Annotated in this window: 15 protein-coding genes; 9 read left to right on the top strand and 6 right to left on the bottom strand. The window is 66.1% G+C overall.

From position 1 onward, the window contains the following. Nucleotide 1 precedes the first annotated feature (1 nt). The gene (locus tag Bsp3421_RS19935) at nt 2–451 is read left to right on the top strand and encodes a MarR family winged helix-turn-helix transcriptional regulator (RefSeq protein ID WP_252985047.1); all 450 of its coding nucleotides are present in this window, start codon (nt 2–4) and stop codon (nt 449–451) included. A 33-nt stretch (nt 452–484) separates the two neighbouring features. On the opposite strand, the gene Bsp3421_RS19930 is transcribed toward Bsp3421_RS19935, so the two are convergent. After that, on the bottom strand, nt 485–1,474 hold the full coding sequence (locus tag Bsp3421_RS19930; protein WP_274002639.1) for a 2-dehydropantoate 2-reductase: 990 nt from the start codon (nt 1,472–1,474) through the stop codon (nt 485–487). Between the two features lie 223 nt (nt 1,475–1,697). On the opposite strand from Bsp3421_RS19930, the gene Bsp3421_RS19925 reads away from it, so the two are divergent. The 3 genes from Bsp3421_RS19925 (at nt 1,698) to Bsp3421_RS19915 (ending at nt 2,523) form a co-directional block, all read left to right on the top strand. Beyond that, nucleotides 1,698–1,907 (top strand): hypothetical protein, encoded by a 210-nt coding sequence (locus Bsp3421_RS19925; protein WP_274002638.1) that lies wholly within the window; start codon nt 1,698–1,700, stop codon nt 1,905–1,907. Beyond that, a complete protein-coding gene (locus Bsp3421_RS19920; protein ID WP_274002637.1) occupies nt 1,904–2,254 on the top strand; it encodes a BON domain-containing protein in 351 nt (116 codons plus the stop codon). Before Bsp3421_RS19925 ends, Bsp3421_RS19920 begins: the two co-directional genes overlap by 4 nt. A 71-nt stretch (nt 2,255–2,325) precedes the next feature. Continuing rightward, nucleotides 2,326–2,523 carry a CsbD family protein gene (locus Bsp3421_RS19915; RefSeq protein ID WP_274002635.1) on the top strand — a complete coding sequence of 66 codons (198 nt, stop codon included), beginning with the start codon at nt 2,326–2,328 and terminating at the stop codon, nt 2,521–2,523. A gap of 43 nt (nt 2,524–2,566) precedes the next feature. Here the strand turns inward: Bsp3421_RS19915 and Bsp3421_RS19910 are convergent, their stop codons facing one another. Further along, on the bottom strand, nt 2,567–2,788 hold the full coding sequence (locus tag Bsp3421_RS19910) for a hypothetical protein (protein ID WP_274002634.1): 222 nt from the start codon (nt 2,786–2,788) through the stop codon (nt 2,567–2,569). A 121-nt stretch (nt 2,789–2,909) separates the two neighbouring features. On the opposite strand from Bsp3421_RS19910, the gene Bsp3421_RS19905 reads away from it, so the two are divergent. Continuing rightward, on the top strand, nt 2,910–3,533 hold the full coding sequence (locus Bsp3421_RS19905; protein ID WP_274002633.1) for a phospholipase D family nuclease: 624 nt from the start codon (nt 2,910–2,912) through the stop codon (nt 3,531–3,533). Between the two features lie 16 nt (nt 3,534–3,549). Here Bsp3421_RS19905 and Bsp3421_RS19900 read toward each other — a convergent pair whose 3' ends face one another. After that, entirely contained in the window at nt 3,550–4,692 is a 1,143-nt protein-coding gene (locus tag Bsp3421_RS19900) for a helix-turn-helix transcriptional regulator (protein ID WP_274002632.1), read from the bottom strand. A 387-nt stretch (nt 4,693–5,079) separates the two neighbouring features. Between Bsp3421_RS19900 and Bsp3421_RS19895 the strand changes: the two genes are divergently transcribed. From Bsp3421_RS19895 to Bsp3421_RS19885, 3 genes are all read left to right on the top strand, one after another. Then, nucleotides 5,080–6,267, top strand: coding sequence for an MFS transporter (locus tag Bsp3421_RS19895; protein WP_274002631.1), 1,188 nt, complete (start codon nt 5,080–5,082; stop codon nt 6,265–6,267). A 36-nt stretch (nt 6,268–6,303) separates the two neighbouring features. Further along, nucleotides 6,304–7,413, top strand: coding sequence for a class II histone deacetylase (locus Bsp3421_RS19890; RefSeq protein ID WP_274002629.1), 1,110 nt, complete (start codon nt 6,304–6,306; stop codon nt 7,411–7,413). A gap of 610 nt (nt 7,414–8,023) precedes the next feature. Continuing rightward, nucleotides 8,024–9,865, top strand: coding sequence for an amidohydrolase (locus Bsp3421_RS19885; protein ID WP_274002627.1), 1,842 nt, complete (start codon nt 8,024–8,026; stop codon nt 9,863–9,865). 345 nt (nt 9,866–10,210) lie between these two features. On the opposite strand, the gene Bsp3421_RS19880 is transcribed toward Bsp3421_RS19885, so the two are convergent. Then, entirely contained in the window at nt 10,211–10,408 is a 198-nt protein-coding gene (locus Bsp3421_RS19880) for a hypothetical protein (protein WP_274002625.1), read from the bottom strand. Between the two features lie 288 nt (nt 10,409–10,696). Between Bsp3421_RS19880 and Bsp3421_RS19875 the strand changes: the two genes are divergently transcribed. Then, nucleotides 10,697–11,695, top strand: a complete 999-nt coding sequence (locus tag Bsp3421_RS19875) for a fimbrial protein (RefSeq protein ID WP_274002624.1) — start codon at nt 10,697–10,699, stop codon at nt 11,693–11,695. Nucleotides 11,696–12,202: 507 nt separating this feature from the next. On the opposite strand, the gene Bsp3421_RS19870 is transcribed toward Bsp3421_RS19875, so the two are convergent. Next, nucleotides 12,203–12,625: a lysozyme inhibitor LprI family protein gene (locus tag Bsp3421_RS19870; RefSeq protein WP_274002623.1), complete on the bottom strand. Its 423-nt coding sequence runs from the start codon at nt 12,623–12,625 to the stop codon at nt 12,203–12,205. After that, nucleotides 12,622–13,119: a lysozyme gene (locus Bsp3421_RS19865; RefSeq protein ID WP_274002621.1), complete on the bottom strand. Its 498-nt coding sequence runs from the start codon at nt 13,117–13,119 to the stop codon at nt 12,622–12,624. The genes Bsp3421_RS19870 and Bsp3421_RS19865 overlap by 4 nt, the downstream gene beginning before the upstream one ends. Between the last annotated feature and the right edge of the window lie 452 nt (nt 13,120–13,571).

The raw sequence follows: 13,571 nt of genomic DNA, 5'->3' as shown, positions 1-13,571 counted from the left end.
CATGAAAGGCAGCAAAGCCGGCCTCGAGCAGTTTCTGACCTATCGCCTGCACGTGTTGAACAAGCTGTCCGATCGCGGGATCGGCGAGCTTTATCAGACGAAGCTCGGCATCTCGCTGCCCGAGGCGCGGGTGATCGCGGCCATCGGCGCGTTCGGCCCGTTCTCGATCATGGAACTGGCCCGCCACACCCACCTCGACAAGAGCCAGGCCAGCCGCGCGGCGGAGGCGCTGATCCGGCGCGGGCTCGTCGAACGCGGCGCGAGCGACGAGGATGCGCGGGTCGTGCTGGTCGCGCTGACGCGCGACGGCGTCGCGCTCAATCGCCGCATCATGCCGATCGCGCGCAAATGGAACGCCGAGCTGCTCGCCGGCCTGAGCGAGCACGAGCAGCAGGTCTTCGCACGCGCGTTCGACCGCATCATCGCGCGCCTGAGCGACCGTCTCGCCTGACGACCCGGCGCAGCGCCGTCCGGCCGCGCCCGCTCACAGCCCGCTGTTGGCCGCGCGCTGCCGCAGCAGCCCCAGCACCGCGTCGCAGTAAGGCGTCGGCACCTCGAGCCGGCGGCCCAGCTCCGGGAACACCCCGAGGATCGGCCCGATCTCGAGCGGGCGTCCCGCCTCCAGGTCCTGCAGCATCGAGGTCTTGAACGCGCCGAGCCGGCGCGTGACCGCGATCCGCTCCGGGCCGCTCATGCCGGTCGACAGCGCGAGCCGCGCGCCGATCGCGTCGGCCTCCTCCATCATCCGCAGCGCGAGCGCATGCGTGTACGGATCGTCGAGCAGGCGATCGGCGGTCGAACCCGCGAGCGCGCTCAGCGGATTCATGTTCATGTTGCCCCACAGCTTGGCCCAGATCTCGGTGCGGATCGCCGCGCTCGTCTCGACCTCGAAGCCGCCCGCGGCAAGCGCCCGGGCGAAACGCGCGGCGGCCGCCTCGCGGGCCGCGTCCGGCGCGCCGACGATCAGGCGGTTGCCGCGCCCGCGCCGCACCACGCCGGGCGCGGACGTCGCCGACGACAGGTGCACCACGCAGCCGATCGCCTGCGCCGGCGGCAACGCCGCCGACACCGCCCCCGCCGGATCGATCGATTCGAGGCAGACGCCGTCGAGCGGCCCGGCAAAGCCGTGCAGGAACCACCACGGCAGCCCGTTCATCGCGCCCACCACCACCGTGCGCGGCCCGACCAGCGGCGCGAGCCGCGACGCCAACGCCGGCAGCGCCTGCGCCTTCAGCGCCAGCACCACGTAGTCCTGCTCGCCCAGCGCCGCCGCGTCGTCGCTCGCGGCCAGCCGCACGACGGTCTCCCCGCCCTGTTCGTCGGCGATGCGCAGCCCGTCCGCGCGGACCGCGTCGAGCGTCGCGCCGCGCGCGAACGCGCCGACCTGCCAGCCGGCTTGCGCCAGCGCCGCGGCGAACAGGCCGCCGATCGCGCCCAGGCCCACCACGGCCACGCGCACGGAGGATGCATTCATCGTCGAGTCTCCTGATTGGTTGGTATCGTCGTGCCGACGAGGATAGGCATTCATGGTTGCGAACACAACCAGTTTTAATGGCGTCCCGCGCCGCGGCCGGTTGCTCGCCGGCTGGCGCAAACGCACTAGGAAACCGGGTGCATTTGCCTCTGTCGACGCGGATTGCCGCTCCGTATTCTGAACCTGTCACGCATTCCAATACATCCGAAGCAAGGAGTCGCCGATGAACCTGCACCAGACGCCCGACCCGCGCCCACCGGCCGACGTGCCGCCGCCCCAGCCCGGCAAGCCGTTCCCCGGGCAGCCGCCGCCCGGCATCCCCGTTCCGCCCGACGTGCCGCAACCCGGCACGCCGATCGTGCGCCGGGCCCGGGCTGGTGCGCCTGAGCGCTCGCCGACCCCGTCTTTCTTTCACCCCTGGAGGCCCGCATGAACCGAACCCGATCCCTTTCGTCCGTACTCGCGATCAGCACCGCATTCCTGCTTGGCACAGCCGGCTGGAGCAGCCCCTACGCGCAGACCGAACCGGCCAGCGACGGCGCGGCGGCCGAATCCAGCCAGCCCGTCACCGACACCTGGATCACCACCAAGGTGAAGAGCGAACTCGCCGTCACCGACGGCGTGAAGAGCACCGAGGTCGGCGTGAAGACGATCGACGGCATCGTCACGCTCACGGGCGTGCTGCCGACCCGGATCGCCGTCAAGAAGGCCGTGGCCATCGCGCGCGCCGTGAAGGGCGTGAAGCACGTGGATGCCGCCGGCCTGAAGGCCAAGGCCTGACGCCTGCATCGATTCGCACCAACCGCCGCCGCGCCCGCGCGGCGGCGTCGATTCCCAACCAGGAGAACAGCATGAACGAAGACAAGATCAAGGGGCAGTGGAAGCAGTTGACCGGCAAGCTCAAGGCGAAATGGGGCAAGCTGACCGATGACGATCTCGCGGTCGTCGAAGGCAATCGCGAATACCTCGCCGGCAAGATCCAGGAGCGCTACGGCATCGCGCGCGACGAGGCCGAGCGGCAACTGAAGGATTTCGACAAGTCGCTGTAACCGGGCATGCGGGACGACGATCGGCCGTCCCGCCCTTCCCCTCTCATCGAGGAGCGTCGAAATGGGCAAGTACCTGATCGCCTGGCTGCTGGGCGTGCCGCTCGGCGTGCTCGTGATCGCCTGCCTGGTCGTCCACATCCTGTAGGCAACCGCGCGGCCGGCCATCCATTCGGGCCGGCCGCATCACTTTCACCGGCTTGCCGATGCGCGCGCAGGCGCGCATCGGCACCCGCTCATCGATCCGGACGGCCCCTCCTTCTCCCATCCGACGCGCCTCCTTCCTCCCGCGCCCCACCGGCTCGCCCCACGCACGCGTCGCTTCGCGAAACCCGCCGACTGCCGTTACACTCTCGCCTCGTTTGTTTTCCACGCTCCGCCCGAACCTCATGCTGTTGCACAACCGGCTGACCGCCGCGTGTCTCTCCGTCGCCCTGCTGTCCGCCCCTCAACTGGCCGTCGCCAAGACGCCTACCGACACCCTGTACGCCGAGGTCGTCGCCTACCTGTCGCGCCTGCTCTCTGCGCCGCCGCGCGAAGCGCCGGCCGGCCAGGTCATCGAGGCCGCGTTCTCGCCGGACGGCGGCGCGGAAGCGCTGGTCCTGAAGGTGATCGGCGCGGCGCGCGCCTCGCTGCGGCTCGCCGGCTATTCGTTCACCTCGCCGAAGGTGGTGCGCGCGCTGCTCGACGCGCGCCAGCGCGGCGTCGACATCGCCGTGGTCGTCGACAACGACGGCAATCGCTCGAAGGCGTCGAAGCAGGCGCTCAACCTGCTCGTCAACGCGAAGGTGCCGACCCGCACAATCGACCGCTACGCCATCCATCACGACAAGTACATCGTCGTCGACGGCCGCCACGTCGAGACCGGCTCGTTCAACTACTCGGCCTCCGCCGCCTCGCGAAACTCGGAAAACGTGCTCGTCGTGTGGAACAACCCGGCGCTCGCCACGCAATACCTGCAGCACTGGCAGAACCGCTACGACCAGGGCACGAACTACCGCTCCAGCTACTGAGCGTCGCCGCGCGCCGTCATGCCGCGCCGGGCGGCGGGTCGGCCGCGCGCCGGTCCGGCGCATCCAGCGCGCCCAGCACGCCCGGGATCTGGCTCTTGTCGTGCATCCCCAGCTTCCGATACGCGCAGCGCAGGTAATGCCGCACCGTCGCGGGCGAGATGGCCATGCGCTGCGCGACCTCCTTGTGCGAACGCCCCTCGCCGTAATAGCGAATCGCCGCCAGCTCGCGCGGGCTCAGCCGGTCGAGCAGCGAACGCGGGCGCGCTTCAAGCAGGAACAGCCCCGCCACGCCCGTACATTGCACGCGCAGGGCCTCGCCCAGGAACGGCTGCCCCGCATGGCCCCGCACGTGCTCGACCAATTCGCCCGGCAGCCGCTCGCCGCGCCACTGCGGCCACTCGCCGCGCAGCGCCGCCTCGAATTCCGGATCCGCGTGATGCAGCACGCCGAAGCTGTCGCAGATCGCGCGCGCCGTCGACGCCGCCGCCTCGCCGCGCAGCCGCGCGAGGTGCGCCGCGCGATTGATGGTCAGCGCCGCGGCCAGGTGCGGGATCACATCCTCGTAGCGGCGCGCGTCGTCGTCGCTGAACGGCTGGTGCAGCCCATGCCGATAGATCGACAGGAAGGTCGTGAGTCCGAAGCGACGATCGAACACGCTCACGCACATCAGCTGCGCGAGCCCGTATCGCACGCACCAATCGCGAAAACGGCCGTCGAGCCCCGCGTCGAGCGCCGAGACCCGCGCCGCGCAGCCGACCGCCGCCAGGGTCCGCGCCGCGAGCGGATCGGCGTCGCGCACGCGCAGCCAGTCGCTGAAGAACGCGGGCGGCAGGCGGTACAGGTAGCTGTTGTGCATCACCGGCCCGGACGGCAGGTGGGTGGTCACGCCGGTCCAGGCCGCGTCGAACGGCAGGTAGCCGGACAGCAGCGCGAAGAAGCGGCATTCGAATTCGCCGATCCCGGCCTGCCCCGCGAGCGCGTACAGATCGAGCAACAACAGGCTCAATTCGCGCGGCGACGCCACCGCCGCGCCCGGCACACCGGCGAAGTCGGCCCGGCGTGCCGGGCGCGACGGCCAGGCGGCCTCGTCGAGCACGATCGCGGCCGGCACGTCGCTCGGCGCATCGGGGTACTGCCGGATTCCTGCGCTGACCGTCACTGAAGCTCCTTCGCCCGCCGGACCGCCCGGGCCGCGTGCCGCGATGAACGGACGATTATAGCGAGCGCTTTTTTTGAAAAACCCCCGGGCGCGCCCCCGTTCACACCCCGTTCATTTGGACGGGGACCTGCCGCGCCGCCGTCGCCGGACGAAGCGCCACCCCCGGTGTCTTCCGGCCGTCCGGCTCTCGCGGGTTTTCCTCAACGTTCATCTGCACGACTGGGCAAGGTCCGGATCGCCGCCGACACTCGTCGCATCGGGCCCCGCCTCACGGCAAGGAGCGCCGATGCAGCACCACCCGCCCCGGCACGGCGATGCCGCGCCGTCCGCGCACGTGCGCCGCCCGGCACCATCGTGCTGACCGTCCCGCCCCCAACCGGCCACCCCATGCCCGAAACCTTGTCACCACCCGCGCCGCTCGCCGCCGCGCACCCCAACGCGCCGCACTTCACATCGGCCACGCTCGCCGCGCTCGTGGCCTTCGCCGCCATCACGCCGCTGCTGTTGCTCGTCGCGCCCGCGGTCGCCGCGCAGCTCGCGGCTCAGTTCGGGTTGTCCGCCTCGCAGGTCGGCGTGTACTTCTTCGTCGAGCTGGGCGCGTTCAGCGCGGCGACGCTGCCGTCCTATCTATGGCTCGGGCGCGTGGCCGCGCCGCGCGTCGCATTCGTCGCGGTCGCCGTGTTCTGCGCCGGCAATCTCGCCACCGCCGGCCTGATGCCGGGCTTCCCCGCGCTGCTCGCGCTGCGCGCCGTCACCGCGTTCGGCGGCGGCACCTTGATGGTGCTGTGCATGACGAGCGCGGCCACCAGCGGCAACCACGATCGGGTCTACGGCGTCTGGGTGATCGGCCAGCTGATCGCGGGCGCGATCGGCCTGTTCGTGCTGCCGCATGTGTTCCAGCTGTTCGGGCTGCGCGCGCTGTACCTCGCGCTGGCCCTGCTCGGCGCGCTCGCAGCGCCGCTCGCGCGCGCGTTCCCCGCCGCGCTCGGCGCGCGCGCCGCCGGCCGCGGCGAGACGATGCCGCCCGCCTCGTCCGCGCGGCTCGCCGCGCTCGCCATCGCGGGCGTGCTGACGTTCTACCTCGCGATCGGCGGCGTGTGGACCTTCGCCAGTCGCGCCGCCGCCGCCGCCGGCTTCGATGCGTCCGCCACCGGCACCGTGCTCGCGATCGCGAGCCTGTTCGGCATCGCCGGCGCGACGCTCGCCGCGCTGCTCGGCGGACGCGCGGCGCGGCGCGCGATGCTGTACACGGGCTACGGCATTCTCGTCGGGGCGCTGGCCCTGCTCGCCGCGCAGGCGGGCGCGCCCGGCTTCGCCGCCGCGATCCTCGCCTTCAAGTTCGCGTGGACCTTCGTGCTGCCGTTCGCGCTCGCCAGCGTGGCGCGCGTCGATCCGTCCGGCCGCCTGATCGCGACGCTCAACCTCGTGATCGGCGCGGGGCTCGCGGCCGGACCGCTCGTCGCCGGCCTGCTGCTCGACGGCGGCGGCACCCAGCGCCAGCTGTTCGCGCTCGCGGCCGTCGCGGCGTGCGCGTCGCTCGCGCTGCTGCTGCGCGTCGAGCGGCGCGCCGGTTGACCCTGCCTTGTCTTTCCAACCCACCTGACCGATCTCATGAGCAAAACCGCATTCTTCACCGACGAACGCACGTTCTGGCATACGGGCGGCATGCACGCGCTGTTCCTGCCGGTCGGCGGCTGGGTCCAGCCGCCGTCGGCCGCGGGCTACGCGGAATCGCCCGATTCGAAACGCCGCCTGCTTGCGCTCGTGCAGGCCTCCGGGCTCGGCGCCCGCCTCGCGATGCAAACCGCGCCGGCCGCGACCGACGCCGATCTGCGGCGGATCCATCCCGCGTCGTATCTGGATGCCTTCAAGCGCCTGAGCGACGCGACGGGCGGCGACCTCGGCGATCTCGCGCCGTTCGGCCCGGGCAGCTACGAAATCGCCGCGCTGTCGGCCGGGCTCGCGCTCGCGGCCGTCGACACCGTGCTCGACGCGCGCGCGCCCAACGCGTTCTCGCTGTCGCGGCCGCCCGGCCATCACTGCCTGCGCGACAAGCCGATGGGGTTCTGCCTGCTCGCCAACATCCCGATCGCGCTCGAGGCCGCGCGCGCGAAACACGGCGTGGAACGCATCGCCGTGATCGACTGGGACGTGCATCACGGCAACGGCACGCAGTCGATCTATTACGACGATCCCCACACGCTGACAATCTCGCTGCACCAGGACCGCTGCTTTCCGCCCGGCTACAGCGGCGCCGAGGAACGCGGCGCAGGCGCGGGCGTGGGCGCGAATCTCAACATTCCGCTGCTCGCGGGCGCGGGCGACGACGCCTATCGTCACGCGCTCGCGCGCATCGTGTTGCCGGCGCTCGATGCGTTCAGGCCCGAGTTGATCGTCGTCGCGAGCGGGCTCGATGCGAACGCGGTCGATCCGCTCGCGCGCATGCAATTGCACAGCGACAGCTACCGGCATCTCACGCAAGGCGTGAAGGACGCGGCGGAACGGCTGTGCGGCGGACGCCTGGTGGTCGTGCACGAAGGCGGCTATTCGGAGGCGTACGTGCCGTTCTGCGGCCTCGCGATCGTCGAGACATTGGCGGGCGTGCGCACCGCGGTCGACGACCCCGCGCTCGCGCTGATGACCGCGCAGCAGCCGGGCGAGCGGTTCAACGCGTTCCAGCGCGACCTCATCGACGAATTGGCGTCGCAGTTCGGTTATTAGGCGTCGGTCAGCGGCGCTATCCGGCGCTTCGGCGCGCGCCGGGCGAGGCCGTCATATGCGCCGCATGCGCGGCGCCGGTCGGGACGATCCAGGGCCGGCGGGAGCCGGCCTGCGCGACCGCCGCGCATTCCCCGTCAAAACCCGGGCAATACATTTGTTTCCCACAAAATACCTCGAATTATTATTGTAATTTCCCGCCATTTATCGTAGTTGCCCGCGAATATCGGCGCAGGTATTTTGATCTCGCTCCATACAAAATCCATATTTATAAATATCATCGCGTATTGCATTTGCGCCGCGCCGGGTGTCGTCGCATGCGGAGCCGACGCAATGTCCCGATGGGATTCCAGAAGCGAGCTTCATCGATTCCGCATCACGCGCCCCCGCCCCCTCCGTCTTCGGCGCCTTGATTCCCGACATTGTCTGCGGCGAACAGCAAGGACGATGTCGCGTCGCGCGCCGTCATGCGAGCCGGCAGCCCGGCAGCACGCATCGAAGTCGTAGCCCGCGCACGGCAATACGCGGATTTCGCGCACCCGCCCATCTGTCGATTTTGCTTTCCATAAGCAATGCGTTCGCGCAATCAATAAAAACTGACAAGGAGCCCATTATGTTCCAGCGACACCAGCTCGGATGTGCATGCTGCAGCCCGCATTTATTAGCGCCCGTCCTCGGCCAAAGCGAATCCGCATGGCAAGACTTGCTCCAGGAATTGAGCCGCCTGGAAACGCCGCGAAAACCCGAAGCCGTCATCTTCCACGGCGGACGCATCTATCCGGATCCGGAAGACTGCGCCACGCGCGTCGACGCACTGGGTATCGCCGATCACAAGGTCGTCGCCGCGGGCACGCTCCACGAGGTGCGCCAACGCATGTGGGAGCGCCACCCCAACGCCATCGAACGCATACTCCACGGCAGCCAGACCTTGCTCCCCGGCCTGGTCGAGCCGCACATGCACCTGCTGCCCAGCGCGGTGTTCCGCATCGCGCCGTGGATCAACGTGACGCCGTTCGAGGAGCAGAAGCTGCGCCCCGGCTACAGCGCGGCCTGGATCCGCGACCAGATTGTGGCTGCCGTCAACGATACGCCGGCCGGAGGCGACGCGTGGGTGTGCGGAAGCGGCGTCGACCCGTCGCTGATGGACGTCTGGGTGGATATCGACCGCGCCTGGCTGGACGACATCAGCAAGGACGTGCGCCTGTTCCTGATCAACGCCTCAGGCCATCTCGGCTATGCCAACAGCGCCGCGTTGCAGGCCGCCGGACTCGAGGCCACCTATCCCAACGGGGTGCTGACCGAAACGCGGGTCGATCTGGTGATGAACGCCATCCCCAAGCCGCAACCGGCGGACCTGCTGCTCGCGATGCGAGCGGTATTGCAGGAGGCGAACAAGCGCGGCATCACCACCGTCTTCGACGCGGGTTTGGGAATGGGCATCGGGTTCTATGAAGTTGTCCTGATGCAGGCGCTGGCGAAGACGCCGCTGATGACGGCGCGCATGGGCGCGGCCCTGTTCGGCAACAACGATCTTTGGCGGTTGTGGTTGAATCAGTTCAAGCCGGAATTCGCCAGCGCGCCCGAAGCGCTGTTCAGCATCCGCGCGATGAAGCTGATTGCCGACGGCTCCAACCAGGGGCTGACCGGCCTGCAAAGCCAGCCGTACAAGTGCTGCGCCGAGCACCGCGTCCCCGGCGTCGGGCCCAACGGGCTCTTCAACTTCTCGCCCGTCGATGGCCTGGCGCACGTCATGCAACAGGTCGTCGAGAAGGGATGGCCGGTCCTGACCCATGCCAACGGGGACGAAGCCATCGCCAATGTGCTGGCGGCCTACCAACTGGCGCTGAGCCAGGTTCCTCCTGCTGCGTCGGCCACCGCGCAACCCGGTGCGACGCCGGTCGCGTTGCGCCATCGGATCGAGCATGCCTCGCTCCTCAGCGACGACGATCTGCGCGCCATGAAGCGGCTGTCGATCTCGCCCAGTTTCCTGATCGGCCACGTGGGTTACTGGGGACGCGCGTTCCAGAAGACCATCCTGGGCGAAGCGCGCGCGCAGAAGCTCGACCGCTGCAAATCGGCGCTGAACGAGGGCCTGCGCGTCAGCCTGCACAGCGATCATTTCGTGTCTCCGCTGGGGCCGCTGCGCTACATGGATCAGGCGATGGGGCGAACGATGGAAGCGGACCCGGAACAGGCGACCTTGAATGCGGCCGAATGCCTGAGCGCGTCCGAGGCGTTGCGCGCGGTGACCATCGACGCGGCGTGGCAGTGCCATCTCGACGATCAGGTCGGCTCATTGAAGGAAGGGAAGCAGGCCGACCTCGTGATCCTCGCAGACGATCCGCTGCAGGGCAATCAGCCCGGGAATCCGTATCGGCTGCGTGACATCGCGGCGCTGGAGACGTGGGTCAGCGGGCGCAAGGTTTACGACAGTTTGGAGGCGAACACCCGCTAGGCGACGTCTCGGTATCGATAGTGGTGTGGCTCGATCCGCTGATCATGCGTTTCGCAAGCGCGTGATCGGCGATCGGCGTCGCATGACCTGCACGAGCGCGCAGGGGCCGGGACGGCATCGTATGCGTCGGCCATCCTGTACCTCGCGGACAGCGTCAGGATCCAGGAAAGCAGTCGCCAAATATATGTTATTCGCGCCACTCAGACTTGCATCGCCGCGATTTTTTCGGGTCAACCAATGACACCCCGGTCGAAAGAAATTTTATTGGCACGTCGAAAATCAATGCCCACCACAAGATAGCCGACGCCATTCGACCCATCGAATTTAAGCAATCTCAAACAACACTCACCTGCGCCCCCTTTGACGGGCAACCCAATCACCGCCCACTCCTTCGCCGGCAACCACCTCCTTATCCACAATCCATTGCGCTTGCTTGTCACTACCACTGATCGACATTCGCCCGATGCCGCCGTCGATGCCAGGATCCCGGAATGCACAGCCGTTCTGATTCATCGCATTCAGCCCACGCGGCAGGAAGTTCACTCCCGTCGCCGGCCCGGCAATCACGCTGAGGTCAAACAGCTTTCCGCCCCCGGGTTTCGAGGCCGCGTCGATCTGGTCGAATTTCGACCACTGCCGGCAGCATGCCTCGGAGATGTCATGCGACGACTTCGTACAAAATGGATTTCAATCTTATTTAGTACTCGTCCCATATCAAAACGAGGCAATCTATTCGACAATTAAAAGCAAATTTTTAATCATCTAATTGAATTTCCCCCAATAAAGTACTGACGAAACAATTTCAGCTCGACTCATCGCCGGAACCATCATATGGCAATCACATCATCGATAAAAATTGCATTATTTGCCTCTGTTTCGATTTTCTCGAATTATGCTCATTCATCTTGCCAGTTTTTTAATGGAAGCGGATCCACTATTCCCACCCCTATTTATCAATCTGTAATCGTAAACGACTGGCTGATCCCGAGAAACAAAGTCGTTGGCAGCACCGAGACGACCTATGCGCATGGCTGGAATACGATCTCCACGGGATGTGCGGCGGGGCAAGTGCAGACCACAGCCGAGATTAGCGGCGGAACACTTGTGCCCGGCTACCAAGACACGTACCAAACCGGCATACCAGGAATCGGCATCCAGTTCCGCGCCGCGGTTCCAGGAATCAGCAATACGCAGGTCGCTCCCTTCAACAAGACAACCTCGATCTCCTTCAATACACCGAAGGAGAGCTTCAACGCTGGAGTCACGCTCGTCGTGACCGGGCCGGTGCAGTCCGGAACCATCAACGGAAGCCAGCTTCCCACCATGACCTGGCGAGCCATGCAAGACGGGGTGCGCACGAGCTACGTCCTCCGTGTCGAGGGAGTTTTGACCGTGGCGAGCCAGACCTGCAAGGTCAAGCATTCATCAATCAATGTCGATCTGCCTCGGGTAATGAGCAAAGACCTGCAGGACATCGGTTCGACGACGGGCGACACGAAGTTTTCCATCGATCTGGATACCTGCGCGATTGGCGTCGGCATCAATCTGACGCTGACGGATGTCGCGAAGCCGGACAATGCATCGAACGTCCTGTCTCTCAACAAGTCGTCGAGTGCACAGGGTATCGGCTATCAAATCCTCTACAACGCCATCCCGATCAAGTTCGGTCCCGATTCCGCGATCGCCGGCAACCAGAATCAGTGGAGCATCGGCAATGCAACGAGCGCAAACATCAGCATCCCGCTGACGGCGAGATATCTACGCACATCGGGCGCGCTGGTCCCTGGAACCGCCATCGGGCTAGCCTCGTTCACCATGTCATATCAATGAGGAAGGCAGCTGTGCCATGCAGCGAGCGCAATCTCACCGCGCGGCCGCGACGCTGGCCGCTGCTCCCAACCGGAGCGGGTGAAGCGAGGAAAGACGTATTGCGTGCGGTGACTAGGGAGATCCGGCAACCGAAATTCCCCCCTTGAAAAGGCTTGTGGGGTGTTTTTGTGCCGCCTGCGGATGCTTGCTGGTGCGAGGCCGAGAACCACAACCACCAATTAAGCCATTAATTTAAAGGCGTTTCTCTCAATTCGTATTTTTAACCTGCCCCCACATGTGCCCCCGGACATTTTCCCTCGAAATCGGGAACGTGACCGGCACAAACATAGTTCAACAGGTAGCTGGTACTTCCCGTCGGCGCTACCAGCGATCAAGCTTCTCCATCAGGTCGACTACTTGCTGAAGTACATGAAAATAGCGAACATGAAGACCACCATCCAGATCGGAAAGAAAATCATCTCCTGCCGATCCGTGAGTTGGTACTGCACTTTTTACGTCGCTTAACCATCATGCCCCCTTGTGGCTTGATGCCACGAGCCGCTTCGTCATCGTCTTCGTCGATGACGTCACGCAGATCGCCTGTGCCGCTGGACGCATCGAGCCGTCGCCCCACTCTTTCCGGGCCGACTTCTCGCAAGACGCGTCGCGCGCCTTTTTCCATTTCGAAATTCGCGCCTCGAGCGCTGCCTTGCGATCTGGGTGCTCGCTGCCCTGTTGGTCAATGACGTGCTGCAGCTCGCGCTCGGCGACGATCTGGTCACGCCACGCGCAGAAATTCATGCTGGTCTGGCTCCCATCGCAGTTGCTGAGCAATGCGGCAACCTCGCTGGCCGGCAGACCACTACGCGCCGAAATCTCGTCACCAGGCGTCTGGTCAGCCACCGCGGCCGCCGACATCGCCAAGAGCATCCAGAGAAAGTGCTTCTTCATCGGGTCCTCTGACGTTGGAAGGGGGCAACTTCCAGGCGGCGCCGGTTGGCGAGCCCAGTTGATCGAACCGGGGCGAGGCGCCGTCCGTGTGCATCGCGTGGGTGGAGGTAGATGCGCTGGCTCATGTGCGAAACAACCCCGGCGTCGTCGTTCCGGTTCGCAGAATGCAGCGCGGACAGCGCCCCGGTGTTACCGGCGTTGTACGTGTAGCTGACCAACTCATCGAATTGCGCCTGCGTGAGTTCGCGCTGGGTGACGTTCCGGCGGACCTGCGCCTCTGCAGTGCCAATACGCGCGGCGAGTTGTGCATTGACCTGTGCTGCAGTCACCGGGCGCCGCAGTTCTTCGGGCGTGCACGCGCCGGTATGCGCAAGGGTGCCGACGCCGAACGTGCAGTTGTTCGCTTGATCGTTGTAGTAGTGCATGACCGCCTGTTCGCGCTCTCGCAGTGCGGCCCAGCCCGCATCGCTGAGGCGCATGTTTTCGTTCGCCATTTTCTTCCTCTCAGTGCCATTTTTTGGGATCCACGACGGCCACGCGGACAGCGCACTTTATCACCGAAGGCTATCTCAAGATTCTCGTCAATTCTTGAGCTACCCATTCCTCAAGCCGCCGTGCTCCGGGCTGAGGATCTCCCTGGAGCCGCAGCAAAACACGCGACGGAAGATCGTGTAAGGTCGGTTGTGCGCCATGGTTCCGCACGTTTGCAGCAGCCTGCAACGTTGGTATCACAGCACGTCCTCGGAAGGCTTGGCCATCTGCTTGACCGAGATGCAGCGCGACGGCGTCGATGATCACCTGCTGCGATCTCGCTACGCCAATCAGAAACTCAGCAAGCTGCTCATTCGTGATTGCCATGCTGCCTCCAATCAGAGGTTCAGACAACGACGTCCTTGGGATCGAACGATATCAGCTGCAGCGCCAGCCGCGTCTGGTAATCGCCGTC

The sequence above is a fragment of the Burkholderia sp. FERM BP-3421 genome, from assembly GCF_028657905.1.
Lineage (GTDB): Bacteria > Pseudomonadota > Gammaproteobacteria > Burkholderiales > Burkholderiaceae > Burkholderia.
This window is presented reverse-complemented; position numbering and strand designations above follow the sequence as displayed.